This window comes from Ureibacillus endophyticus (assembly GCF_024159215.1).
GTDB classification, from domain to species: domain Bacteria; phylum Bacillota; class Bacilli; order Bacillales_A; family Planococcaceae; genus Ureibacillus; species Ureibacillus endophyticus.
Genome location: NZ_JAMYWW010000001.1, coordinates 887,071 through 913,628 on the forward strand (window position 1 = coordinate 887,071; position 26,558 = coordinate 913,628).

The 26,558-nt window shown below is 34.5% G+C and carries 29 protein-coding genes and 1 other annotated feature; of the genes, 28 read left to right on the forward strand and 1 reads right to left on the reverse strand.

Going from position 1 to position 26,558, the window contains the following annotated elements; translation table 11 throughout:
- Positions 1 to 33: 33 nt before the first annotated feature.
- The 16 genes from NKR20_RS04320 to ileS all read left to right on the forward strand — a co-directional run bounded on the left by NKR20_RS04320 (position 34) and on the right by ileS (position 14,770).
- Positions 34 to 867 (forward strand): cell division protein FtsQ/DivIB, encoded by an 834-nt coding sequence (locus NKR20_RS04320; protein ID WP_253423891.1) that lies wholly within the window; start codon positions 34 to 36, stop codon positions 865 to 867.
- A complete protein-coding gene (locus NKR20_RS04325; protein WP_253423894.1) occupies positions 845 to 1,552 on the forward strand; it encodes a DUF881 domain-containing protein in 708 nt (235 codons plus the stop codon). Before NKR20_RS04320 ends, NKR20_RS04325 begins: the two co-directional genes overlap by 23 nt.
- Positions 1,553 to 1,612: 60 nt before the next feature.
- Positions 1,613 to 2,332 (forward strand): DUF881 domain-containing protein, encoded by a 720-nt coding sequence (locus tag NKR20_RS04330; protein WP_245987401.1) that lies wholly within the window; start codon positions 1,613 to 1,615, stop codon positions 2,330 to 2,332.
- A gap of 2 nt (positions 2,333 to 2,334) precedes the next feature.
- Positions 2,335 to 2,703, forward strand: a complete 369-nt coding sequence (locus NKR20_RS04335) for a small basic family protein (protein ID WP_253423897.1) — start codon at positions 2,335 to 2,337, stop codon at positions 2,701 to 2,703.
- Between the two features lie 97 nt (positions 2,704 to 2,800).
- Positions 2,801 to 4,090 (forward strand): cell division protein FtsA, encoded by a 1,290-nt coding sequence (gene ftsA, locus NKR20_RS04340; RefSeq protein ID WP_253423900.1) that lies wholly within the window; start codon positions 2,801 to 2,803, stop codon positions 4,088 to 4,090.
- Between the two features lie 35 nt (positions 4,091 to 4,125).
- A complete protein-coding gene (ftsZ, locus tag NKR20_RS04345) occupies positions 4,126 to 5,298 on the forward strand; it encodes a cell division protein FtsZ (RefSeq protein ID WP_121212903.1) in 1,173 nt (390 codons plus the stop codon).
- A gap of 318 nt (positions 5,299 to 5,616) precedes the next feature.
- Positions 5,617 to 6,441, forward strand: a complete 825-nt coding sequence (locus tag NKR20_RS04350) for a sigma-E processing peptidase SpoIIGA (protein ID WP_121212904.1) — start codon at positions 5,617 to 5,619, stop codon at positions 6,439 to 6,441.
- 26 nt (positions 6,442 to 6,467) lie between these two features.
- The gene (sigE, locus tag NKR20_RS04355; protein WP_097072056.1) at positions 6,468 to 7,175 is read left to right on the forward strand and encodes an RNA polymerase sporulation sigma factor SigE; all 708 of its coding nucleotides are present in this window, start codon (positions 6,468 to 6,470) and stop codon (positions 7,173 to 7,175) included.
- A gap of 104 nt (positions 7,176 to 7,279) precedes the next feature.
- Entirely contained in the window at positions 7,280 to 8,062 is a 783-nt protein-coding gene (sigG, locus tag NKR20_RS04360) for an RNA polymerase sporulation sigma factor SigG (RefSeq protein WP_253423903.1), read from the forward strand.
- Between the two features lie 175 nt (positions 8,063 to 8,237).
- Entirely contained in the window at positions 8,238 to 8,474 is a 237-nt protein-coding gene (locus tag NKR20_RS04365; protein ID WP_121212906.1) for a PRC-barrel domain-containing protein, read from the forward strand.
- Positions 8,475 to 8,552: 78 nt separating this feature from the next.
- Positions 8,553 to 9,221 (forward strand): YggS family pyridoxal phosphate-dependent enzyme, encoded by a 669-nt coding sequence (locus NKR20_RS04370; RefSeq protein WP_121212907.1) that lies wholly within the window; start codon positions 8,553 to 8,555, stop codon positions 9,219 to 9,221.
- 17 nt (positions 9,222 to 9,238) lie between these two features.
- A complete protein-coding gene (locus NKR20_RS04375) occupies positions 9,239 to 9,715 on the forward strand; it encodes a cell division protein SepF (protein ID WP_121212908.1) in 477 nt (158 codons plus the stop codon).
- 21 nt (positions 9,716 to 9,736) lie between these two features.
- The gene (locus NKR20_RS04380) at positions 9,737 to 10,018 is read left to right on the forward strand and encodes a YggT family protein (protein ID WP_121212909.1); all 282 of its coding nucleotides are present in this window, start codon (positions 9,737 to 9,739) and stop codon (positions 10,016 to 10,018) included.
- A 95-nt stretch (positions 10,019 to 10,113) separates the two neighbouring features.
- Positions 10,114 to 10,899 carry a YlmH family RNA-binding protein gene (locus NKR20_RS04385; protein ID WP_121212910.1) on the forward strand — a complete coding sequence of 262 codons (786 nt, stop codon included), beginning with the start codon at positions 10,114 to 10,116 and terminating at the stop codon, positions 10,897 to 10,899.
- 97 nt (positions 10,900 to 10,996) lie between these two features.
- Positions 10,997 to 11,548 carry a DivIVA domain-containing protein gene (locus NKR20_RS04390; RefSeq protein WP_121212911.1) on the forward strand — a complete coding sequence of 184 codons (552 nt, stop codon included), beginning with the start codon at positions 10,997 to 10,999 and terminating at the stop codon, positions 11,546 to 11,548.
- Between the two features lie 135 nt (positions 11,549 to 11,683).
- Positions 11,684 to 11,924, forward strand: a binding site (T-box leader).
- A gap of 86 nt (positions 11,925 to 12,010) precedes the next feature.
- Positions 12,011 to 14,770, forward strand: coding sequence for an isoleucine--tRNA ligase (ileS, locus tag NKR20_RS04395; RefSeq protein ID WP_253423906.1), 2,760 nt, complete (start codon positions 12,011 to 12,013; stop codon positions 14,768 to 14,770).
- A gap of 398 nt (positions 14,771 to 15,168) precedes the next feature.
- On the opposite strand, the gene NKR20_RS04400 is transcribed toward ileS, so the two are convergent.
- The gene (locus tag NKR20_RS04400) at positions 15,169 to 16,494 is read right to left on the reverse strand and encodes an IS3 family transposase (protein WP_253423370.1); all 1,326 of its coding nucleotides are present in this window, start codon (positions 16,492 to 16,494) and stop codon (positions 15,169 to 15,171) included.
- A gap of 246 nt (positions 16,495 to 16,740) precedes the next feature.
- Between NKR20_RS04400 and NKR20_RS04405 the strand changes: the two genes are divergently transcribed.
- Genes NKR20_RS04405 through fabG form a run of 12 tightly spaced genes read left to right on the forward strand, consistent with a single transcriptional unit; the run spans position 16,741 to position 26,528 of the window.
- Positions 16,741 to 17,532 carry a DeoR/GlpR family DNA-binding transcription regulator gene (locus NKR20_RS04405; RefSeq protein WP_253423909.1) on the forward strand — a complete coding sequence of 264 codons (792 nt, stop codon included), beginning with the start codon at positions 16,741 to 16,743 and terminating at the stop codon, positions 17,530 to 17,532.
- Between the two features lie 14 nt (positions 17,533 to 17,546).
- Entirely contained in the window at positions 17,547 to 18,815 is a 1,269-nt protein-coding gene (locus NKR20_RS04410) for a class-III pyridoxal-phosphate-dependent aminotransferase (RefSeq protein ID WP_253423911.1), read from the forward strand.
- 43 nt (positions 18,816 to 18,858) lie between these two features.
- Positions 18,859 to 19,866 carry a phosphotransferase enzyme family protein gene (locus NKR20_RS04415; protein ID WP_253423914.1) on the forward strand — a complete coding sequence of 336 codons (1,008 nt, stop codon included), beginning with the start codon at positions 18,859 to 18,861 and terminating at the stop codon, positions 19,864 to 19,866.
- A 29-nt stretch (positions 19,867 to 19,895) separates the two neighbouring features.
- Positions 19,896 to 21,275, forward strand: a complete 1,380-nt coding sequence (gene eat, locus NKR20_RS04420) for an ethanolamine permease (RefSeq protein ID WP_253423917.1) — start codon at positions 19,896 to 19,898, stop codon at positions 21,273 to 21,275.
- A gap of 24 nt (positions 21,276 to 21,299) precedes the next feature.
- Entirely contained in the window at positions 21,300 to 22,046 is a 747-nt protein-coding gene (locus NKR20_RS04425; RefSeq protein WP_253423920.1) for an HAD family hydrolase, read from the forward strand.
- A gap of 1 nt (position 22,047) precedes the next feature.
- Positions 22,048 to 22,353: a hypothetical protein gene (locus NKR20_RS04430; RefSeq protein WP_253423923.1), complete on the forward strand. Its 306-nt coding sequence runs from the start codon at positions 22,048 to 22,050 to the stop codon at positions 22,351 to 22,353.
- A 12-nt stretch (positions 22,354 to 22,365) separates the two neighbouring features.
- Positions 22,366 to 23,847, forward strand: a complete 1,482-nt coding sequence (locus NKR20_RS04435; protein ID WP_253423926.1) for an aldehyde dehydrogenase family protein — start codon at positions 22,366 to 22,368, stop codon at positions 23,845 to 23,847.
- Between the two features lie 14 nt (positions 23,848 to 23,861).
- The gene (locus NKR20_RS04440) at positions 23,862 to 24,143 is read left to right on the forward strand and encodes a BMC domain-containing protein (RefSeq protein WP_053995836.1); all 282 of its coding nucleotides are present in this window, start codon (positions 23,862 to 23,864) and stop codon (positions 24,141 to 24,143) included.
- 19 nt (positions 24,144 to 24,162) lie between these two features.
- Positions 24,163 to 24,765, forward strand: a complete 603-nt coding sequence (pduL, locus tag NKR20_RS04445; RefSeq protein WP_253423929.1) for a phosphate propanoyltransferase — start codon at positions 24,163 to 24,165, stop codon at positions 24,763 to 24,765.
- Between the two features lie 5 nt (positions 24,766 to 24,770).
- Positions 24,771 to 25,391 (forward strand): hypothetical protein, encoded by a 621-nt coding sequence (locus NKR20_RS04450; RefSeq protein ID WP_253423932.1) that lies wholly within the window; start codon positions 24,771 to 24,773, stop codon positions 25,389 to 25,391.
- 60 nt (positions 25,392 to 25,451) lie between these two features.
- Positions 25,452 to 25,742 carry a BMC domain-containing protein gene (locus NKR20_RS04455; RefSeq protein ID WP_253423935.1) on the forward strand — a complete coding sequence of 97 codons (291 nt, stop codon included), beginning with the start codon at positions 25,452 to 25,454 and terminating at the stop codon, positions 25,740 to 25,742.
- Between the two features lie 15 nt (positions 25,743 to 25,757).
- Entirely contained in the window at positions 25,758 to 26,528 is a 771-nt protein-coding gene (gene fabG / locus NKR20_RS04460) for a 3-oxoacyl-ACP reductase FabG (protein ID WP_253423938.1), read from the forward strand.
- Positions 26,529 to 26,558: the final 30 nt, after the last annotated feature.

Sequence of the window (26,558 nt, forward strand, 5' to 3'; positions counted from 1 at the left end):
TGACAATACGTAAAAGGAAGGGGGAGTAAAAATATGGATAAAGTAATTGATATTGAAGATCGCATACCAACATTAAGAGAAAAGAGAAGAAAAAGAACAAACTTTAAATTTATGATATTAATCATTCTGTTTTTCCTCACTTTATTTTTACTCCTTTATTTCCAATCACCATACAGTGAAATAAATAAAATTAAAATTACTGGGTCCAATCTTGTTGAAGACAAAGACTATATAAAACAATCTCAACTACAAATTGGAGACTCAATGTGGGGGTTTAATGTTGGTGATGTTGAAGAAAGAATAGCGAAGCAATATTGGGTTAAAGATGTGGAAGTAAAAAGAAAATGGTTAACCACTGTAGAAATAAAAGTTAATGAATGGCAAAAGGTTGCTTATATTTCTCTTGATAATGAATTCTATCCAATGTTAGAAAATGGTGATGTATTCAAAGAATTGAATACATTGGAACCCATCGATGCACCATTATTTTTACAATTTGACGATGAAAAATTAAGGAAAAGGCTATTGAAGGAATTGGCAAAATTAGATTCCACTGTTCTTGCCTTAATATCTCAAATTAATTCTACTCCATCTAGTGCAGATCCGTATTCAATCACACTATACATGAATGATGGTTACGAAGTGCGTGCCGAAATAACAACTTTAGCAGAGAAGTTAAACTTTTACCCATCAATCGTTGCTCAAATCGAAAATTCATCAGATTATAGTAAAGGCATTATTGATATCGAGGTAGGTTCTTACTATAAATCATTTAACGATGAATATACACAATTGGATATTAATTTTGAAGAAATGGATGCACAAGAACAGGAAGTGTTAGTCGATGAAGAAGCGCAATTACAATAGCAAATTTACGAAAAAACAGTTCATCGTACTAATTGTATGTATAAGCACAGGATTTATGATTGGTTATTCCTATAATCTTGCAAAAGATGAAGTGAAAATGAATTCGAATTACCTTGAGCAAGAAGAATCCTATAGAGAAGAGTTAATTTCCCAGCAAGAAAGAAATAAAGAACTTACGGAAGAACTTATTGCTTTACAAACGAAGAGAAGAGAATATGAAAAAGACTTTGCAGAAAATGAAGAAGATTATGAGCATTTGCTTAAAGAGGCTGAAAATTTACGCTTATTACTAGGAGAAATTCCTGCGCATGGTGAAGGAATACGTGTCACTTTAAAAGATGGAGAATATAATCCAAATTCAACAAATCCCAATGAATATATCGTTCATGAAAGTCATGTTTTCAACGTCATAAATGAATTAAAAGTATCCGGAGCAGAAGCAATTTCAATTAATGGACAAAGACTTAAATCGAATTCATACATCAGATGTAATGGACCCGTTATTACAATAGATGGTAAACAATATCCTGCTCCATTTATTATTGAAGCAGTTGGCGATCGAGAAACGTTAATTTCTGCTCTAAAAATTACTGGTGGAGTTTTTGACCAATTACTGAACGATCGAATTGTTGTAACAATTGAAGAGAATGATTATATTCAAATGCCTTCAATAAATGATGAGTAGAACACCTCCTTTATTCAACGGACAAGCCCATAAAATAACAGATATAGGAGGGATTTGTAATTGAATAAAAGAATAGTTATTAGAATAACAATTGTATCATTTATTGTAGGGCTAATGATTGCAGTTCAATATAATACGATTCAAAATCCAGCAGAAAGAGATACAAGAGACCTTTGGGAAATACGTCAGGAACTATCGGAAGAAAAAAAACGGCATTCAGAATTATTATCAGAAATAGTTTCTTTAAAATCTATTGTTAATGAATACGAAAATGATGACAAAGACAACCAGGCGCAAATATTAAAGAATACAGTAGAGGACTTAAAAATTAGAGCAGGTCTTGAAGCTGTATCGGGTCCAGGAGTAATTTTAAAAATTGAACCAGCAATGGAATTAGTTGCGTTAGGATTAGAAGTAGAGTCTATTCCGCCTGATTTATTAATTCGATTAGTTAATGAAATTTATCGATACCACGGTATTTACATTGAAATTGATGGGCAAAGACTTGTTCATACATCTGCTATTCGGGATATTAATGGTAAGACTACTATAAACGGATTTGCCATTAACAAATCAAATGTAGAAATTCGCGTCATTACTGAAAGCTATGAAAAAGCAGAAAAACTTTATGGTTATTTATATGCTTCTACATTTAGCGATGATTTTTATCTTGATAACTTACATTTAATAATTAACAAACCAGTTACAAAATTAACAATTCAAGAGTATGACGGAAAATTATCAAATACATTTTTGGTTGAAAACAATAAAGGGGAATAAAAATGTGGTTACCATTTTTAGGTTTACTTTTAGGACTAGCGTTAGGCTTACTTACAGATATTCAAATTCCTGTAGTATATGAAAATTATCTATCCATTGCTGTGTTAGCTGCTCTTGATACAATTTTTGGTGGAATTAGAGCGAATTTGCAACAAGTATATGATGATAAAGTTTTTCTTTCAGGATTTTTCTTCAACATTGCATTAGCTGCGGGTTTAGCCTTTTTAGGTGTACATCTAGGAGTTGACCTTTATTTAGCTGCAATTTTTGCATTTGGTGTACGATTATTTCAAAATATTGCAGTTATTCGACGAATTTTGATAACAAAATGGGAAGAGAGACATATAAAAAAGGGTAAAAATACAGTATAATAGCTATAAAATTATATAGTATACATGAATTTACTTAGACAATAGCTAGGAATTACAATAGAATAAAAAATAGGAGCAATCGAAGGAGGTGCGGTAGGTGAATCATCAAGATATTTATATTTCTCTAGATATTGGTTCATCTTCTATTAAAGTTCTGATAGGAGATATTACAAATAATCAACTACATGTAATCGGCGTTGGTAACGTAAAGTCTAATGGCATACGTAAAGGTGCTATTGTCGATATCGATGCAACAGTGCAAGCTATTAGAAAAGCTGTCGATCAAGCAGAACGAATGACAGGTATTAAAATAGATGAGGTTATACTTGGTATACCCGCAAATCAAACTACTCTTCAACCAGTTAAGGGTGTTGTCGCTGTAAATAGTGAGAACAGAGAAATTACTGATGAAGATTTAGAAAGAGTTATTGAATCCGCACAAGTTATGTCGATTCCACCAGAACGCGAATTAGTAAATTTAATCCCACGCCAATTTATCGTTGATAACTTAGACGAAATTAAAGATCCTCGTGGTATGATTGGGATTCGCCTAGAAATGGATGCTACAATGATTACAACGTCTAAAACATTAGTTCATAATGTGTTGCGTTGTGTAGAACGTGCTGGCTTACAAATAAGAGAAATTTATTTACAACCATTAGCTGCAGGTTTCTTTGCCTTGACTGAAGATGAAAAAAATCAAGGTACAGCATTTATTGATTTAGGTGGCGGTTCCACAACTATTGCAGTTTTTGAAGATGGATTATTAACACGAACAGGAGTTATCCCTGTTGGTGGAGAACATATAACTAAGGATTTATCAATAGTATTAAAAACCCCTACTGAACAAGCAGAATCAATAAAAAAACAATTTGGACATGCTTTTTATGATGAGGCTTCAGATGATGAAATCTTTGAAGTCCCTGTTTCTGGAACAGATGTGACAGAACAATATAGTCAGAAGTTCATTTCAGAAATAATTGGTGTTCGATTGGAAGAAATGTTTGAACTTGTATTAGACGAACTTGCTAGATTAGGGGTACGTGATTTACCAGGTGGAGTAGTACTTACAGGTGGGGTTGCACAGTTAGAAGGTATCGCACAACTTGCACGTCAAGTTATGCAAACACGTGTAAGAATTTATACTCCTGATTATATCGGTGTACGTGAACCAGCATTTACAACTGCAGTTGGCTTAATAAGATATGCACATTCTGAGGATGAATTTTACGGTAGAAGCCCGAAACAAACACCTGTTTATGCATCAATTGGAGCAGGTTCCACTCCTCCTAAGAAACAAACGAATACTTCTGAAAAAGAAAACAATTCTAATAAACCAAGTGTAATAAACAGAGCGAAAAAACTATTTGATAAGTTTTTTGAATAACTATTTGAAAGACTAGTGTAGCAGGAGGAGAAACTATGTTAGAATTCGATACGAGTATAGATCAGATGGCCAATATCAAAGTAATTGGTGTTGGCGGTGGCGGTAATAATGCGGTAAATAGAATGATTGAACACGGCGTTCAAGGAGTAGATTTTATCGCAGTTAATACTGATGCCCAAGCTTTAAATCTATCAAAAGCAGAATATAAATTACAGATTGGTAATAAATTAACACGTGGACTTGGTGCAGGTGCAAACCCTGAAGTAGGTAAAAAAGCTGCAGAAGAAAGTCGTGAGCAAATTGAAGAAGTTTTACGTGGTGCAGACATGGTGTTCGTAACTGCTGGTATGGGTGGTGGAACTGGTACAGGTGCAGCACCAGTCATCGCTTCAATTGCACGTGACTTAGGCGCTTTAACAGTTGGTGTTGTAACACGCCCATTCTCTTTTGAAGGACGTAAACGCCAAACACAAGCAATTGGTGGTATCTCGGCGATGAAAGAGTCTGTTGACACACTAATTGTTATACCAAATGATAAATTACTTCAAATCGTTGATAAAAGTACACCTATGCTTGAAGCATTCCGTGAAGCAGATAACGTATTACGCCAAGGGGTTCAAGGTATTTCCGACTTAATCGCAACTCCTGGATTAATTAACTTAGACTTTGCAGACGTGAAAACAATTATGTCTGACAAAGGTTCAGCCTTAATGGGTATCGGTATTGCTACAGGTGAAAATCGAGCTACTGAAGCTGCCAAAAAAGCGATTTCAAGTCCACTTCTTGAAACTTCAATTGATGGAGCAAAAGGCGTAATTATGAATATTACAGGTGGTTCAAACTTAAGTTTATTTGAAGTACAGGAAGCAGCAGACATCGTTGCATCTGCATCAGATGAAGAAGTGAATATGATTTTCGGTTCTGTTATCAATGAGAATTTAAATGATGAAATTATTGTAACAGTAATTGCTACTGGTTTCTCAGACGATATCATTTCACAACAACAACGTCAACAATCTTCACGCCCAATAGGTGGTGGACTTCGTGGTGGCCAACAAGCAGCGCCACAGCAACCACAATCATCTATTCGTGAAAGAGTACAAGAACCTGTACAACAACAACCAGAACCAACTCGTCAAGTACAGCAACAGCAAGATGATTTATTAGATATTCCTACATTTTTACGCAATAGACGTAATCGTGGATAAAAAGTATTCGACAAAAAGAGGCATCTCATCGAAAAAGATGGGATGGCTTTTTTTATTGTTAAAATTTAGTAGATATTAATCTTAATCCAATCTCAATGTCTAGAACTTTAAATGTTAACAAAGTAAGGAGTATATTTATTCCTGTTTATTCCGATAAAATGTTTTCTATACAAGTTTTTCATTCTAATAGTTTGTAACTATATGTCAAAAAAGTTAGATTTGCAGAAAATAGTGTCAAAATTATTTTTAGTATAACTACAATGGTTTGACATTTTCCTCGTGATGCTAGTGTTAATCTTTTAATAGGAGGACGCCAAAATGATTGGAGAATTACTCGTACTATACAATACGTTGTTTAATTATTTTTTATTAAAGTTTACGCAAGAAATAACGGGATTGTATGTAAAGAGGAGTAGATTGCTTCTAAGTGCGTTTTGTAGTGGATTAATAGCATCGATTTTTTATAAGTCATTATTAGGTGCTTTGCTTAGTTTTATTGTATTAATTGGGCTCGCGTTTTCTTTTCGCATCCAATCGTTGTTAAAGCAAGGAACTGTTCTTTTTATCACTACGTTTTTCCTCGGCGGCGTTTTAACAAGCATATTACCCTTTTTACTCAATCAATCCAAACTAACATTTTTTGTTCTTTCAACTGCAGTCGCTTTTCTTAGTTTAACAACGATACACTCCAAATGGAGAAAAATGATGCAAGCAAAAATTCAGCATTCATTTGTAGTGGATTGTGAGCTTGAAATTTTTAAACAAAAATATTGCTTAAAAGGTTTCATTGATACTGGGAATGAGTGTATAGAACCTTTAAGTGGGAAGCCGGTACATTTTCTCTCATATAATGCAATAGCAAATGAAATACCAAAAGAAATTAATGAAGCGCTATTAGCTTGGGATGAAAATAACCCTTACCAGTTAACAATGTTTCCTTCGTTCATTTATCCGAAAATTCGAATATTATCTTTATCTACGGTTCAAAAAGAGAGGTCGACAGTGTTGGCTTTTCGTTTTGATCGACTAAAGATAAAAGGAACTACGGATAAAGAAATTTTTGAACAATATGTTGTTTTGACTAGGCATGATGCGAGATATCCACAAAATGCACAGATGATTCTTCACGTTTTAGCGTTGTGAAATTCGAGCATAAAGGGGGAAAATGATTGTTTAATAAATTAATCGACCTATTTAGAAAAATCTGGAGTAAGTTTCGTACTAAAGGAACATACTATATAGGAGGGCACGATTCATTGCCAGTACCATTGACACGAGAAGAAGAAATGACAGTTATTGAAGCCTTTATGAATGGTGATTTGAGAGCTAGGGATACATTAATTGAAAGAAATTTACGTCTAGTTGTATATATTGCAAGACGTTTTGATAATACTGGAACACCAATTGAAGATTTAATTAGCATTGGATCAATCGGACTTATTAAAGCTATTGAAACATTTAATACAGAAAAAAATATTAAACTTGCCACTTATGCTTCACGTTGTATCGAAAATGAGATTTTAATGCATTTACGTAAAACAAGCCGTATGAAAGGCGAAGTTTCATTAGACGAGCCGTTGAACTCTGATCCGGATGGTAACGAACTTTTACTTTCTGATATTCTAGGTACAGAAGAGCAAATTATTATGAATGATGTAGAAAAGAAAATTGAAAGAGCTACAATGTTTAATGCAATTAACGGCTTAAGTGAACGTGAACGATATATAATGGAGTGTCGATTTGGTCTAAATGGTAAACAAGAAATGACCCAAAAAGAAGTAGCAGACCATTTAGGCATCTCTCAATCCTACATCTCTCGACTAGAAAAGAAAATCATTTTAGATTTACGAGAGCATTTAAATCAACCGATTTCATAAGTTACTGGATGAAATTGGACGAGTAAAATGTGCATATTCTTCTTTTTTCCGGACAAACTGAAAAAACAGTTCAGAGATAAAAAACTAGTTCGGAGGAAAAGAAGATGGTTCGTACTAAAGTAGAACTTTGTGGTGTAGATACTGCTTCTTTGCCAGTTCTAAAACATGAAGAGATGAGAGAGCTGTTCGTTCGCCTACAATCTGGAGAAGAGTGGGTAAGAGATGAACTAGTCATTTGCAACTTACGTCTAGTATTAAGTATTGTCGGTAGATTTTCTTACCGAGGTGAACAAGCCGATGATTTATTCCAAGTTGGTTGTATTGGATTATTAAAGGCTATTGACCACTTTGATTTAAAGCATAATGTTCGATTTTCAACATATGCTGTTCCAATGATTATAGGTGAGATTAGAAGGCATTTACGAGACCATCATGCTTTACGTGTCTCTAGATCCTTACGAGACATTGCTTACAAAGCAATGCAAGCAAAGGAAAAGTTTATCTCAGAAAATTTATATGAACCAACCATTGAACAGTTGGCAGAAGCTATTGAGATGAAAAAGGAAGATGTATTATACGCACTTGATGCAATCCAAGATCCTCTTTCATTGCAAGAGCCAATCTATTCTGATGGTGGAGATGCCGTATATATTATGGACCAATTAAAAGATGATGATGTGTCAGAAGATCAATGGGTTGCATACGTTAGTGTGAAGGAAAGTATGCAAAAGCTTGATGAAAGACAACAAATGATTCTTTCCAAACGATTCTATTACGGTGAAACACAAACTGAAATTGCAAAATCACTCGGTATTTCTCAAGCTCAAATTTCAAGGCTAGAGAAAAACGCCATTGAGACTATGCAAAAAGATTATAAGTTAGGTTAAGTATTGTAGCGCACTATAAAAGGTGCGCTTTTATTTATTTTTAAAAATTAAAAGCAATATTTCATAAAAAAATTAATATATTTTTAAGAAGGAACAATTTATTGAAAACGAATCGAACTAATTACTTTAAAAACATAATAGTATCGACCTAATTATAAAAAGAAGGGAGATTAATTTGCGATTTTCTGCTGTACAACAAAAAGAAATTATTGAGGCTGGTAATGGCCGATTTGTTGGATATATTATCGATGCAGAGGTGGACGAAAATACAGGTTCTATCACTGCTTTTCTCGTTGCTGAACCAAAAAAGTTTATGTCATTCTTACAAAATGATGAACATGTGAGAAAAGTCCTGATTAGTGATATACTGGTAATAGGCAAAGATGTAATATTAGTAAAAGAGATTTCTTAATAGGTCATGCTATTCATTGAAAATTACTATACAGCTTGATACAATTAAGGAAACTATTGATGTAAAGTTGGGTTTAAAGTGACAAAGATAAGTGATAATTTAGAAATTATTCAAAATAAAATAGAAACTGCAAAAAAGAAAGCTCAAATGACTCAGGATGTAGAGATAATTGCGGTAACAAAGCAAGTTACAGTTGCAAGAACAACTGAAGCCCTAGAAGCTGGACTACTTCATTTAGGTGAAAATCGTCCAGAAGGATTATTGACTAAAAAGGGCGAAATTAATAATAAAGCCATTTGGCATTATATTGGTTCTTTACAAACTAGAAAAGTAAAACAAGTAATTAATGAAATTGATTATCTTCATTCACTAGATCGTATGAGTTTAGCTGAAGAAATTAATAAACGAGCGGAAAAACCAATAAACTGTTTCGTTCAAGCAAATGTCTCAGGGGAAGAGTCAAAACATGGGTTGAGTACAGAAGAAGTAATTCCATTTATACAATCGTTAGCTCAGTACGATAAAATTCATGTTGTGGGCCTTATGACAATGGCACCTAATACTGAAGATGAAGCCGTTATAAGAAAAGTATTTCGTGATTTGAAAAACTTACAGACACAAGTAATAGAATTAGGGTTAGACTATGCTCCTTGTAAAGAACTTTCAATGGGGATGTCAAATGACTATGAAATTGCGGTAGAAGAAGGTGCGACGTTTGTAAGAATTGGAACAGCTCTTGTTGGATAGAAAAGAGGGGATACTAGATGAGTATGAAAAACAAAATAAAAAATTTCTTTTACCTTGAAGAAGAAGATGAAGAAGTGCAAGAAATTGCAACATCAAGTAAACCAGTAAGTATCACCAAAGAGCAACCTATTGTAAAATCACGCCCTAAAAAAGAACGTAAACTTATTGAAGTGGAACAGAATTCTCACTTAAATGTTGTTAGTTTACAAACTGCAAATTCTATAAAACAATCAAAGGTTGTTATCGTTGAGCCTAGAGTGTATGCAGAAGCTCAAGACATATCTGACCATTTAAAAAATAAGCGTGCTACTATCGTTAATTTACAAAGAATCGATCGTGAAGCAGGTGTGCGTATTATAGATTTTTTAAGTGGTACTGTTTATGCCTTAGGAGGAGATATTCAACGAATTGGTACGGATATTTTCCTATGTACTCCAGATAATGTTGAGGTATCCGGTGAGGTTTCGAACTATCTGTACGACGATATACAATAGATTAGCGAGGTTAACAATTTAATGCTTTATTATTCCATAATAAATTTCATTGCGGCAGCATTTACAATTTATCAATTTATGATAATTATCTATATCTTTATGTCATGGGTTCCAAATATTCGAAATTCAACAGTTGGAGAGTATTTAGGAAAACTTGTTGAACCTTATTTAGGAATTTTTAGAAAATTTATTCCACCTATTGGTATGATTGATATTTCACCAATTGTAGCCCTTTTATTACTACGTTATATACAAATGGGCTTATTAATTGTAGTTGAGAAAGTATATTTTATGTTTGCATAGGTTTTCGTTCAAATCCCTACTAATTTTGTTGTGGGGATTTTCTTTTATTATTTTTTCAACTGAACATACTATTGTTTATAAGGTGGAGTGAATTAATGGAACATTTAATCCAACATTTTCGAAAAGATGAACAACCCTTTATTGAAAAAGTAATTGGCTGGCAAAGAGAAGTAGAAGATCGTTTTGCACCAAAATTAACAGATTATTTAGATCCCCGCGAGCGCTTCATTGTTAACTCGGTTATAGGGCAAAGTAATGAAATAAAAATCGTAGCAGATGGTGGTTTTCTTGATGCTGAAAGACAACGTATGTTAATCGCTCCTAATTACTTTGAACCAACAAAAGAGGATTTTCAAATCTCCATTTTTTCTGTGAACTATCCTTCAAAATTTGTTAATTTAAAACATCCTGATATCTTAGGTGCATTATTATCAATAGGTTTAAATCGTGGGAAATTCGGGGATATCCATATTGATGGTGATACCATCCAGATTTCAGTAGCACAAGAAATAGAAGAATATGTCGCGATGAATTTAACGAGTATCGGTAAGGCAAAAGTACAACTAGAAAAAGTAGATGAAGAGTCGAAATTAATTAAAATGGTTCAAGAATGGGTAAGTAAATCATATACTATTTCGTCGATGAGATTAGATACTGTTCTTGCATCAATTTTTAATGTTTCAAGACAAAAATCCCAGAATCTAATTAATGCTGACAAAGTAAAGGTTAATTGGACAATAATTGATGATACTTCATTTGAACTTCAAGAAGGGGATATCGTATCAGTCCGAGGTTTAGGAAGAGTAAAAATCCTTATGACAGAAGGTAGGACGAAAAAGGATAAAATTCGACTTCAAATAGGTCGTTTAGAGCAAAAATAGCAGATTACAGTGAAAACTTACGAAAACTTGATGTCAAGGAACAGTTAGCGAGTTATAATAGTTTTATATATTTAAAAGAGAGAAGGAGTGTTGACCAATGCCATTATCACCTCTTGATATACATAATAAGGAGTTTACTCGGGGTTTTCGCGGTTATGCGGAAGATGAAGTAAATGAATTTTTGGATCAGATTATAAAAGATTATGAGATCATTTTGCGTGAAAAAAAGGAACTTGAAGAAAAAGTAAAGTCAATGACGGAGCAAATGAATCGCTACAACATTTTAGAGGAAACACTACAAAAATCAATTATTGTTGCTCAAGAGGCTGCAGAAGAAGTTCGTCGTAATTCACAACAAGAAGCAAAATTAATCATAAAAGAAGCCGAAAAAAATGCTGATCGAATTGTTAATGATGCATTGGGTAAAGCACGTAAAATTGCCATAGAGATAGATGAATTAAAGAAACAATCAAAAGTATTCCGTAACCGCTTCAAAATGTTAGTAGAAGCCCAATTAGATTTATTAAATACAGATGATTGGGAGCACTTAATGGAATATGATATCGGTTTAACGGACATTCAAAATCATGTACGAAACGATCAGGGCAATGTTGAACTATCGAAAGAAGAATTAGATAATCTTTTATAATTAATTCTTGTATGTTGAAGTTTCGTGTGAAATAAGAAAAAGGGAGAGTTTAACAAACCGCCCCATTTTCTTTTTTACTTGACTCATTTTATCTATTTCCATATACTGATACACGAGTATAAAAATTTGTATATTTAATTAGCATTGACGGAGACAGTACTTATTGAAGGTGGACTAAGCGATTCGAGGATGGTGCAAGCTCGAACGAAACTATCAAAAAGGAAAATCACTCCGGAGCTAAATCGCTGAAAAAGTGATGAATCAGTTTAAGTAAGCGATTTCGTATTTCACGACGTTACAGTGTCTAAGAGGCAAGTTAATTTTTTTAACTTGTAAATTAGGGTGGTACCACGAGTAAAAGTTTCTCGTCCCTTTGAGGGATGAGAAACTTTTTTTATTTCTCTTAAATTACCACATTATGTTTTTCAACCTGAACACTTATACATTTAGGAGGATTTTTTAATGGTAGAGTATAAAGATACGTTATTAATGCCAAAAACAGATTTCCCAATGCGCGGAAATTTACCAGCAAATGAACCAAAAATGCAAGAAAAATGGGATGCAATGGACATCAATAAACTTGTAAATGAACGTACAAAAGATCGTCCTCATTTTGTTTTACATGATGGCCCTCCATATGCAAATGGAGATATCCATATTGGTCACGCATTAAATAAAGTAATTAAAGATATGATTAACCGTCATCGTTCAATGACAGGTTACCATGTACCATATATTCCAGGCTGGGATACTCATGGTTTACCGATTGAGCAAGCATTAACTAATAAAGGTGTTAAGCGTAAAGAATTAACGATTGCTGAATTTCGTGAGCTTTGTGAAAAGTATGCTTACGAACAAATTGAAAATCAAATGGCTCAATTCAAACGTTTAGGTGTACGTGGAGATTGGGAAAATCCATATATTACGTTAAAACCTGAGTTTGAATCACGCCAAATTGAAGTATTTGGGAAAATGGCGGAAAAAGGCTATATTTACAAAGGTTTAAAACCAGTTTATTGGTCTCCATCTTCTGAATCTGCATTAGCAGAAGCTGAAATCGAATATAAAGATATTAAATCTCCGTCTATTTATGTAAGTTTTGAAATTAAAGATGCAAAAGGTGTCGTACCAGAAGATGCAAAGTTTATTATTTGGACGACAACACCATGGACAATTCCAGCAAACTTAGGGATTTCTTTAAATCCTGAAATTACGTATGTAGTCGTAGCTGTTGGCGATAAAAAATTCATTATTGCTAAAGATTTATTAAAATCTGTTTCTGAGACGCTAGAGTGGGAAAACCCAGAGGTAATTCAAGAAGTTCAAGGTCAAGAGTTAGAATATGTTGTTGCAAAACACCCTATTTATGATCGTGATTCTTTAGTGATGGTTGGTGATCATGTAACAACAGAAGCTGGTACAGGATGTGTTCATACAGCACCAGGTCACGGAGAAGATGACTTCATGGTAGGTAAAAGATATGGTCTTGAAGTTCTTAGCCCAGTAAATGACCAAGGTTGCTACACACATGAAGCACCAGGATTTGAAGGTATTTTCTATGATGATGCAAATAAAGTCATCACTGAAAAATTAAAAGAAGTAGGCGCATTAGAAAAATTATCATTCTTTACGCACTCATATCCACATGACTGGCGTACGAAAAAGCCAGTAATTTATCGTGCAACGCCACAATGGTTCTGTTCTGTTGAGGCATTCCGCGATCAATTATTAGAAGCGGTGGAAAATACAACATTTACTCCAGCATGGGGTGAAACTCGTCTTTACAATATGATTCGTGACCGTGGTGATTGGTGTATTTCAAGACAACGTGCATGGGGTGTACCAATTCCAGTATTCTATGCTGAGAATGGTGAAGAAATTATTACACCTGAAACAATTGCACATGTGTCTCAATTGTTCCGCGAACATGGTTCAAATATCTGGTTCCAACGTGAAGCAAAAGATTTATTACCTGAAGGATTTACTCATCCAGGTAGTCCAAATGGCAAATTCACAAAAGAAAATGACATTATGGACGTTTGGTTTGACTCAGGTTCATCTCACCAAGGTGTACTTGTTGAACGTGGTATGAAATATCCAGCAGACCTTTATCTTGAAGGTTCTGACCAACATCGTGGATGGTTTAACTCATCATTAATCACTTCTGTGGCGATTAATGGTTATGCTCCTTATAAAGGATTATTAACACACGGATTCGTACTTGATGGCGAAGGACGTAAAATGAGTAAATCTTTAGGAAATGTTATCATTCCTGAAAAAGTAATGAACCAATACGGTGCTGACATTTTACGCTTATGGGTAGCATCTGTGGATTATACAGGTGACGTGCGAATTAGTATGGATATGTTAAAACAAATTTCAGAAGTATATCGTAAAATCCGAAACACGCTTCGTTTCTTACACGGTAACATTTCTGACTTTAACCCAGCAACGGATCGTGTAGCTTATGAAGATTTAAACGAAATGGATCAATATATGTACATGCGCTTGCAAGATGTATTAAAAGCAGTGCGTAATGCTTACGATCGATATGAGTTTGCATCTGTATATCACACAATTAATAACTTTGTTGCAGTTGAATTATCCGCATTATACTTAGACGTTGCGAAGGACGTTGTTTATATTGAAGCAGTAGACAGCAAAAATCGCCGTGCTATGCAAACAGTGATGTATGATACTCTGCAAACATTATTAAAAGTGTTAACACCAATTTTACCGCATACTACAGATGAACTATGGTCTTACTTAAACGAAGAAGCAGTTTCTGTTCAATTAACAGACTTCCCTGAAGTAGATGAACGTGAAAACTTCCCACAATTACGTGCGAAATGGGAACGTTTAATTGAAGTTCGTGACGAAGTATTAAAAGCGTTAGAAGAAGCTCGTAACGCAAAAACAATTGGTAAATCTCTTGAAGCTAAGGTAACAATTTATGCAGATCAAGATGTTTTAGATTTACTAAATGAAGATGCAAAACAATTTGCACAAAGCTGTATCGTTTCTCAATTAGTTATTGCTGGTTCAAAAGATAGTGCCCCTAGCGATGCGCTTGTTCTAGAAAAAACTGCTATTTTAATCGAAAAAGCAGATGGTGAAAAATGTGAACGCTGCTGGTCTTACTCAGAATCAGTAGGGCAAAATGAAAATCACCCAACACTTTGCGGACGTTGTTCAGAAGTTGTAGATAAATACTACGTATAATGAAATGTTTAAAACTGTACCAAAAGCTTATGCTTTCGGTACAGTTTTTTTATTATATTAGGGAAAGATTCTGTAAGTTGATCCTAGTGCTCATGAGGGGTTATTACTTGTTTTTTCTTGCCGTCTTAGTAGTAGGAGAAGAAAAAATATTATACGTTGTTAAATCGAATTTTTAAGATTGCATTCCGATTTTTGATAGTGCAGTAGGAGATTATTTAACTTTGATTTATTTAGTTTCTTATCATGCAAACGATATGATTTAATTTATTATTCAAATTAAAAATTTACTTGTTACCCCCAAAAATATTCGCTTATAAGTTTTTTTAAAATCCAAAGAAAAGTAGACATTGTCTGTTTTTAATGTGGTACCCAAGTCAAGGACAAACTAAAAAAAGAGTTTAAGCTATTAAGAGATGGTTTCTGTATTGTACAGGAGCCATCTTTTTTAGATTCCATTGATAACGATAATTGTTGTAGTAAACCATGTAGTGATCGATTTTAGCGCGTAACTCATCCAGTGTTTTGACCATGCTGAAATCAACTTCGTCTTTTAAGTGTCCGAAAAAGGATTCCTGTGGTGCGTTATCCCAACAGTTGCCTCGACGTGACATCGATTGACCAAGTTTATAGTGCTTTAAAAGCTTTTGGAATTTTGGACTTGTATAATGAACACCTTGATCTGAATGGATGAAGGCTTCTGGATGGAGCTTTACACGTTTATTGCGGAATAGTTTCTCAACAGTTTTTGTTGCGAGGTCCAGCGTAATACGATCTGATACATGATAAGCTAAAATTTCATTGGTAGACCCGTCTTTAATGGTCGACAAATAAGCCATTGTTCCGTTATAGGGAATATAGCTAATGTCTGTTAATAGGACTTTGCCTGGTACACCTTGCTTAAATTGGCGCTCTAGCTTATTTGGCACAACACGATGTTCTTTTGTTGCTTTCGCTATTTGTTTATACGGATTGGCTTTGCGGTGAGGGCAGACAATTCCATACTTTCGCATAATACGTTGGATTTTCTTGCGATTCATCACGATGCCAAAGTCGTGTTCAAGTGTCATTTTAATTGAACGTGACCCCTTCTTATAACCACGGCGATTGAAGGCTTTTAAGATCAAATCACGTGCTTCTCTATCCTTCAACTCTTTCGTTGCACGTGTCTCACTTGTCTTTAAATAGTTGTAATAACCAGAACGTGAGACGTTTAAAAGTGCGCAAAAATAAGTCACCATTCGTTTAAATGGAAACTGCTCTAGTGTATCGGAAATCAGTTGGAATACCTTATTTGTGCTTAATTTTTGACTGGTGTTTAGCAGCCTCCTTTCTGTCACTTCGAGCTTTTTTAGCATCTCTACTTGCCCTTCTAGTAGTTCAATACGTGCTGCTTGTCTTCCGAGAACTTCTGCCATCGTTAATTCACGCTTTATAGGTCTTCCGGAACTCGTTTTACGTGTATCGGTTAGCCCAATTAAACCATTTTTCTCATACGCTTTTCTCCAACGAGAGGAGGCTTGTTCAACACGTTTCATGCCTATTACTTCAATATCAAAACCGTATTCCTCAAAAATTCGCCGAGGTGTTTTGCCTGCTAAATATTCATCTATAAATTTACTTTTAAATGCATCTGCGTAAGTAATGGTACGTTCGCTTACCTTTAATACATGTGGATTCTTTTGTAGTTGTTCAATCTGTTCTGGTGAAAATAATTGTTTACTCATCGCTGTCTTCTGTCCGTCCTTATTCCTCTTGAAAGTCTAGTATATAAAAAATACCTGTGAATAGCACACTCTTTTTCAAGTGTCCTATCCACAGGTACCATATTATTTCTTTGGATTTTTTATTTTTACGATGAAATGGTTTCTGCAGAAAATGTTAACAATCCACAAAAATGAATTAAAAGAATGTGTAATGTTGTGAAATGTTGTGGAATATATTGAACTACAAAATATGGAGTTGATGAAAAAATGTCATTTTCATTTGAAGAAAGAAAAAAAGTAATTTTAGATCTACTGGATTTAAATGGAAAAGTAAAAGTGAGTGATGCTGAATCTCTATTAAATGTATCAGGTGAAACTATTCGAAGAGATATGGAACGGTTAGAGAAGGAGGGATATTTACACAAAGTTTATGGTGGTGCAGTAAAAGTAAAAAATCGATTTGAACAAAATTTTGAGCAAAAAGTGATGATCAATCATCTAGAAAAAAGGCTAATATGTAAGGCGGCAGCTAGCATCGTTGAAGATGGTGATGTCATTTTTATTGGCTATGGTTCAACAGCATACGAAATGGTGCGGTTTTTAACGGATAAGAGAAATGTAACGATCATTACGAATTCGCTTCCTGTATTTCTATTAGCAACAGAATGTTTTTCAGGGAAAATTCTTTTTTCAGGAGGTGAATATGAAAAAGAACAAAAATTCACAGGTGGACCTTTGGCAGAATCCTTTTTTAACCAATTAAAAGCATCGAAAGCTTTCATTGCAGCTGGGGGAATTTCATTAAATGACGGAGTTACGGATTATGAAATTCCTGGAGCTAGTATCTCTAGAAAGATGATAGAACGTGCTGATAATGTGATTATTTTAGGAGACCATACAAAATTTGGGGTTTCAACTTTCGTGAAAATTTGTGATTTAAAAGAAGCTTCTATGATTATTACAGATAAAAATTGTTCAACTCAATGGCAAGAAAAATTATCTGAGTTACAAATTGATCTCTTAATTGCGAGTGAAAAATATGAAAATCTCATCATATAAGGGTGGCGAAGTAAATGAACTTTTTTGAAAACAAAAAGGATATATTACAAAAATCAATTGAGTGGTGGAACCCAGGAAAAACAAAGCAATGGCAGAAAGACGGGATTGACCTCGTTATTGGAAAAAGAGAAGGGTATTATTTCTATGATATGGATGGGAAAAAATTAATGAATGTCCATTTAAATGGAGGAACTTATAACTTAGGACACCGAAATCCAGAATTAATTGAAACATTAATTGAAGCAACGAATTATTTTGATATCGGAAATCATCATTTCCCATCGATTACAAGAGCGCAATTAGCTGAACAATTGGCTAAATGTACACCTGAGGGATTAAAATATACGATATTTTCAAGTGGTGGTAGTGAAGCAATTGATGTGGCATTGAAGTGCGCGCGGTATGCTACGAAAAGGAAAAAATTTATTTCCATAAAAAATGGTTATCATGGCCATACAGGTTTGGCCGTATCATTAGGTAATGAACGATATTCGAAATTATTCCTTAGTGAAGGTGACTCTAATGAATTTGTTCATGTACCATTTAACGATTTAACTGCTATGGAACGAGAACTTTCAAAAGGGGACGTAGCTGCAGTTATTATTGAAACTATTCCAGCGACATATGGATTCCCATTACCGTTTCCAAATTATTTAGCAACTGTCAAAGAAATGTGTGAACGTTACGGAACGGTGTATATAGCGGATGAAGTACAAACAGGATTAATGCGCACAGGGAAACTTTGGGGAATAGAGCATTATAATGTAAAACCAGATATTTTAGTTACAGCAAAAGGTCTAGGTGGAGGAATATATCCGATTGCAGCAACAGTAGTAAATGAACGTGCTGGTGGCTGGATGAATGAAGATGGACTAGCACATATTTCTACATTTGGTGGTGCTGAACTAGGTTGTATTGTTGCGAGTAAAGTATTAGAAATATCCCAACGTCCACAAGTGATTAAGAATGTGGATTATGTAGCTAGATATTTAAGAGCAGGGTTAGAACGTATTCAACAACAATATCCGGATTTCTTTGTTGGTATAAGACAACTAGGCGTAGTAATGGGACTTGAATTTGAACATCCAGAGGGAGCTAAATATGTGATGAGTAGTCTTTATAAACACGGGGTATGGGCGATTTATTCAATGCTTGACACTAGAGTTTTACAATTTAAACCAGGTTTATTGTGCAATAAGGAATATTGTGATGAACTACTCGAAAAATGTGAAGCAGGTATAAAGGAAGCAAGTCAACAAATCAAATATAGTTTTACACGTTAAAGTTGCAAATGGGGATAGAAACTATAACAGGGAGGATGTTTCTATGGAACAAATGAATAATTCAACTTTAGATAGAAATCTTCAAATCTTTCATGATGTAGCAAAAAAATCTACAAAAAGATATCACTTTTTAAATAATGCTCAAATAAAAATGCTCGACTATTCAGAGAATGCTACTTATCTAATTCAAAAAGAACATGAGAAATATATATTACGTGTTAACCGTCCAAATTATCATCGTAAAGAAGAAATAGAAGCGGAAATTAACTGGTTGTTAACATTACATGATGAATCAGAAATAGAAGTATCGTTGCCGATCAAAGCGGATGATGCTACTTTTGTAAACGCTGTCGAAATAGATGGCACAACATATTATAGTTCTTTATTTACATTTGTTAATGGTAAAGCACCTGATGAAAATAAAGAAGAAGATTTAGTAAAGCAGTTTGAAATGATCGGTAAAATTTCAGCGACATTTCATAAATATATGATTGATAACCATGAGAAATATAAAAATTATAAACGAATGACTTGGGATTACGAAACAATACTCGGTGAAAATCCTAAATGGGGAAGATGGCAAGATGGCAGAGGAATGACACCGGAAAGAATTGCTTTATATAATCGAGCATCAAATACAATTAAACGAAAGTTAGAACAATTTGGGAAGGATAAGACGAGATTTGGTCTTATTCATTCGGATTTACGTTTAGCAAATCTATTAATCGATGGTAAGAAAATTAGAGTAATTGATTTTGATGATTGTGGATTTTCTTGGTACCTTCATGATTTGGGCTCATCATTAAGTTTTATTGAACATAAGCCATATGTAAATAATCTGGTTCAATCTTGGTTAACGGGTTATACATCGATAAGGTCACTTACACAAGAGGAAATCGAAATGATTCCAACATTTATCTTAATGCGACGATTACAGTTAATTTCTTGGATTGGAAGTCGTGATAATGATACCTCTAGATATTATGGTGAAGACTATACAATTCAAAGTGATTCCCTCGTGTTAGATTATTTAGCGAAGTTTGAAAATTAATTAGCTATTAAAAGGAGGGTAAAGGTTATATGTCATCTAAAAAAGAGACAGTAACGCTAAAGAAAGCTTTAACACCTATTCATTTGTGGACAATTGGTGTTGGAATTGTGATTTCCGGTAACTATTTTGGTTGGAATTTTGGTCTTCTTGAATCAGGTTATCTGGGAATGGTTATTGCTACAGTTGTAATGGCAATTATGTATTTAACAATGACATTAGGAATTGCAGAATTGTCAACTGCGTTACCTTATGCAGGTGGACCCTATTCCTTTGCAAGAAGGGCAATGGGGAAATACTTCGGTTTTATTACCGGTGTTGGTGTCGTTTTACAATATGTAATTGCAGCACCAATCATTGCAATTGGAATTGGTGGGTATATTAGCTTTTTATTTCCTTCTGTTTCAACAGTAATGGCAGCAGCCATCATGTATATATTATTTATGATTATCCATATTATTGGAATTAAAGAATATGCCACAATCGAAATGATATTAGTATTTATCGCTTTAGGACTATTGGTTTTAATGTATTTCGTCGGGTTGCCACAAATTCAGCTAGATAATTTATTCCCAGATGACTATGCTTTAATTCCTGGTGGATTTGCAGGAGTATGGTCTGCACTACCATTTGCAATGTGGCTATTTTTAGCAATTGAAATGTTACCGATGTTGTCAGAAGAAACTCGAGATGTACAGAAAGATATGCCAAAAGGGCTTATTTCGGGAATGATTACATTATTAATTTTATCTTTATTGACAACAACTGTAGCAATAGGTTTAGCAGGTATTGATATTATGGCAGTGGCTGAAGATCCACTACCTGCAGCATTAGCAGCTACTTTTGGTGATACTTATTGGTTAGCTCAAATTTTAGCATCCATCGGTTTAGTTGGTTTAATTGCAAGTTTTTCAGGAGTAATATTAGCTTACTCTCGTCAAGTTTATGCATTGTCCAGAGCTGGCTACTTACCTAGCTTTTTATCCTTAATGCATAAAAAACGTCAAACTCCATATATGGCCATTATTTTACCAGGTTTTGTTGGGTTACTTTTAGTTATTTTATTTAATCCAGATGATTTAATCTTAGTTTCTACTTTTGGTGCCTTAGTATCGTATATTACGATGAATTTATCAGTGCTAATTTTAAGAAAAAAAGAACCGAACTTAAATAGAACATTTAATACTCCACTCTATCCATTCACTCCAATTATTTCACTTGTATTCGCAATCATTGCAATTTTCGCTAGTTTCTTTGCAAATATAACGTTCTTTTTTGTATGTATAATCATCTTTGCAATCGCCAGTCTTTATTACTATGTTTGGGCGAGACATCGTATCAATGAAGATGCACCGGAAGAACGCTTTATTAAAGAAAATAATTCTTCAACTATCTCACCAGAAAATAAATAAACCAAATTTCATAGGAGTAAAAATATGCAAAATGACAGATGGGTATTTTTCGATAAAGACGGAACGCTAATCGATTTATTCAGTATCTGGATACCTTGGAGCAAGTTTGTTTATTTCTATATTACAAATTCATTGGAACAATCATTCTCGCTGTCTGAAAGAGAATTTATTATCAAACTAGGTGTCAATGAAGATGAAATTTCAATCGATATTACAAGCCCATTAGCGATTGGAAGTATACTTGAATCTCAAATTATTGTGGCATTTATCCTTTATGAGAATGGAATTGGATGGGATAAAGCAATGACAATCGCAAAAGAAGGTATTACTTTTGCAAATGAACAAAAAAAGTTTTTAGAAGTAAAAGCTTTACCTGGTGTATATGATCTTTTGGAAGAGTTAAAAAAACATGGAGTAAAGATGGGTGTTATTACAGCAGATGTAACATCTAATGCAACCTATATGTTGGAAAAAGTAAAACTAAGTCACTACTTTGAATTTATTTATGGAAGTGACTTAGTGGAAAATAGCAAACCATCACCTGATTTAGCCTTCCTAGCATCAGAAAGGCATCAAATTGATTTATCAAAGGTATTGATGATTGGTGATTCCAATGCAGATATGAGTTTTGCAAAAAATGCAGGATTAGCACAGGCTATTTGCATTAATTCCACTGGTCAAACTAATTTGAGTATTTTCCCAGAGGCTGATGTAATCATAGAAAAATATGATCAGCAATTAGTTGATAGAATTTTAGAAAGTGAGGGATAGGATGGACCAGCAATTGATTGCTAAAATTACAGAACTTGTTATCTCAAAATTAACTGACGAAATTAACAGTGAGCAAAACATAAAAAATTGTGGCTTAACAGATAGCGAATTACAAGATTGGCAAGCGAATAATTTATTGAGAAATGATAAAGTAGGTCAATTTTCATCCACTCAAACATATAATTTACAGACACTTTCTATAGAAGAATTGAATGATTGGCAATCTCTAAATGTTTATCATTTTTCTTCAAATGAAATAAAAGGATCAGATAATAGTAACTTAATAAAATTTAAAAAGTTCAACTAAAGAGGTGAGCACGTGCTAACAGATATCGATTTAGTCTCAATACAAGAAGTACGGATCGCCATCGAAGAAGCAAGGCTTGCTCAAAAGCAATTTCAAACATTTACTCAGCAACAAGTCGATCAAATAGTGGAAGCCATAGCACATGCGAGCTACCAAAAGGCGGAACAATTAGCCGTACTTGCAGTGTCAGAAACAAAAATGGGCATTATTGAGCATAAAAAAATTAAAAATGAACTCGCCTCGAAAGGTGTATTTGAATCCATTATAGATAAAAAAACAGTTGGTATTTTAAATGAAGATTATTCAAAAAGGATTGTAGAAATTGCCTATCCATTTGGTGTCATTGCAGCGGTGACACCTGTAACTAATCCAACTGCTACAGCTATTTTTAAAACAATGATTGCACTTAAAACAAAAAATGCCATTGTAGTTAGTCCGCATCCAACAGCTGCTCAAAGCACAATTGAAGCATTAAAAATTTGTAAGGAAGCCGCTATTAAAGCTGGTGCTCCGAAAGGACTTATTGGCTGGGTAAGTCATCCGACGTTAAAGGCCACAGAAGAATTAATGCGACATCAGGACGTTAATCTCATATTAGCTACAGGTGGTGCGGGGCTTGTGAAGGCAGCGTATTCGTCTGGAAAGCCTGCTTATGGTGTAGGTCCTGGTAATGTACCTGTATATATTGATCCATCATCAAACGTGCAATTGGCAGTGAAAAAAATTGTTGAAAGTAAATCATTCGATAACAGTACCATTTGTGCTACAGAACAAGCGATAGTGGTTCATCAAGAGATAAAAAAATCTGTTATGGATGAATTAGTTTTTCAGGGTGTATACGTGCTAAATGAAGAAGAAAAGAGAAAAGTTGAGTTAGTGATAAGCCCGGTTCCTCGACAATTGAATGGGGAAATCGTAGGGAAATCAGCGAAGCATATAGCAAAATTAGCAGGGATTGATGTACCGGATCATATTCGCATTTTGCTTGCAGAAGAGACTGAGATTGGTAAAAATTATCCATTTTCTATAGAGAAACTATCACCAATTTTAGGGTTATATACTGCAACTAATGCACAAGAAGCAATATCTATTTGCCAGAAACTTTTAGATATTGGTGGAAGAGGCCATAGTTTCTCCATTCATGCAAATGATGATGCTCTTGTTAGAGAATTTTCAATTCAAATGCCAGTATCGCGTGTTGTTGTAAACACGCATGCTGCTCTAGGTGCCCCTGGTGGATCTACTTCTCTTATACCATCTTTTACACTTGGGTGTGGTTCCTACGGGGGGAATATTACGAGTGATAATATTACGGTTGATCATTTAATCAATATCAAACGGATTGCATATGAAACAAAACCTGTTATAATCCCACAACCAACACATAGGTTAAAGGAAACAAGAATTGATAGGAATTCAGATGTTGTCGAAACAATTGATTCAAAGTTGGTTACAAGAGTAGTAGAAGAAGTTTTAAAAAAATTGAATAGTTAGAGGAGGAATTTTAGATGAGTGTTGAAATTAATGGTGCTTTAGGAATGATTGAAACGCGCGGATTAATTGGCTCAATTGAGGCAGCAGATGCGATGGTAAAAGCAGCCAATGTAAATATTGTTGGTAAAGTACATGTTGGAGGCGGAATTGTCACGGTATTAGTAACAGGGGATGTAGGAGCAGTAAAGGCTGCAACAGATGCAGGTTCAGAAGCAGCGAGACGCGTAGGAGAGTTACTATCTGTTCATGTGATTCCTCGCCCGCACTCAGAGTTACTTGCCATTCTACCAAAATAATTGTTGAAAGGAAGTTTAGGTGAACAGATGTCATTTTGATGATGGAAAAGTAGATATTCCAATCGCAGTATCAGCGCGTCATTGTCATCTAAGCGAGAAAGACTTTCATTGTTTATTTGGAGACGATTGTAAACTGGAAAAATGGAAAGATTTATCCCAACCTGGCGAATTTGCATCACATCAACTGATTACAATACAAGGGCCAAAAGGAAAAATCGAAAGTGTTCGAGTATTAGGACCATTTCGTAAAGAAACACAAATAGAGATTAGTCAAACGGATTCAATTAAGCTTGGTGTCACACCACAGATTCGATTATCCGGACAATTAGATGACTCATCTCCAATTACTTTAATTGGTCCAAAGGGTGTATTGCATAAAGAAAAAGGACTGATTATTGCACAAGCCCATATTCATATGTCACCTGATGATGCCAAACAATTTCAAGTTTATGATGGTGATATCGTTAGAGTGGAAGTGAACACTAGCAGACCTATACAATTTCTAAATGTAGTAGTACGTGTTTCGGAAAACTATGTGCTCGAAATGCATATTGATACAGATGAAGCAAATGCAGCAGCCTTTACTCCGAACATAAAGGGCAAACTTCTTAAATTGGTGTGATGTAAATGGATTATACACAATTAGAAACAATTGTTTCACAAATTGTTAAAAGAATAGTAGAAAACCATAGAATCTACGAAAAAAATATATTGGTTGTTCATCCAAATACATCATCAGCAATAAAAAAAATAGAACGGCTAAAAATATTGTTTCATGTTGATGAGTGGCAAGGGGAAGTAGTTGATGAACTAATCAATTATTATGACTTCATTTTATTTTTAGAGGTTGATCAACAATTTATTGTAAATAGTGCGCAAGGGATTATTTATTCACCTGAGACAAAATTACTTTCTCAATTAATCCTACGAGAAATTACACCAGTGCTTGTTCCGAATGATGAGTTTTTAACATTGGTTATTCAAAGCTCATCCAATAATCCTTATATAAAGATGTTACAAGGATATGTGAAGAATCTACAACAGTATGGCTGTACAATTTGTGAATTTACAAATGTGAAAAATTTTATCCATCCAAAACAGGTTATAAGTGAAAAAAATAAGTTAATTACTGAATCAACTATTAAAGAATATCAAAATTCTGTTTTATCAATTTCAAACAATACGATTATTACTCCCCTTGCTATAGATGCGGCCAAACAAAAGGGGATTACGATTAAGTATGAATAAGAAATTTTCTTCCTAGCAAGATGTGATAGATGCCGATGCCAATTCTTTGGAGTGAAATCAATGAAACAAGCTATTGGAATTATTGAAACGAAAGGTCTTGCTATTTCAATCGTTGTTGCAGACCAGATGTTAAAAGCGGCCAATGTACACATTGTAAGACAAGAAACCATTGATTTGGCTTATGTAACAATTGCAATTGAAGGTGATTTAGTAGCTGTCCGAGAAGCAATTCAAGTTGGTTTAGAAATAGCAAAACAATCGAAGAAATTTATTTCTTATAATATCCTTTCGCGTCCTGAGAAATCCGTTGTGAAGTTAGTTCAGGAAATTTCGAGAAAACCAAAACATTAATAAGGATGGTACTTTATGAAAGTAGATTTAAAGGGCAAAGTCGCTATTGTAACTGGTGGAAGTAAAGGGATAGGAAAAGGAATTGCAACCGTATTTGCACAGCAAGGAGCACATGTGGTAATTGCTGCAAGAGGACTTGAATCTGCACAATATGTAGCGAATGAGTTAAACCAACAAGGTTATTCAGCTTCCGCGATTTCTGTTGATGTTGAAAACTATGAATCTGTTGAAAGAATGGCAAAAAGTGTTGCACAAGACCAGGGTTCAATTGATATTCTTTGCTCAAATGCAGGCATTTTTCCATCAGTAAAATTAGAGAACATGACAGTAGCGGATTGGGACCATGTCATGAACGTGAACACAAGAGGGACAATGTTTTCGGTAAAAGCATGTCTTCCTTATCTGAAAGAAGCCGAAAATGGTCGAGTTATTATTACATCTTCCATTACGGGACCTATTACAGGATATGCTGGTTGGACACATTATGGTGCCAGTAAAGCTGCACAACTTGGCTTTATGAGAACAGCGGCATTAGAATTAGCTCCATTTAATATTACCATTAATGCCGTGATGCCGGGTAATATCGCAACAGAAGGCTTAGAAGGGTTAGGAGAAGAGTATTTAAAAAAAATGGCAAGTGCCATTCCTTTTAAAAGATTAGGGAAAGTGGAAGATATCGGTTATGCAGCATTGTTCTTAAGTAGCAAAGAAGCGGGATTCATTACTGGACAAACAATTGTAGTCGATGGCGGTCAAACATTACCTGAAGATGCTGAAGCATTCTAGCCAAATGTTCAGAGTCTTACGCTATGGAGT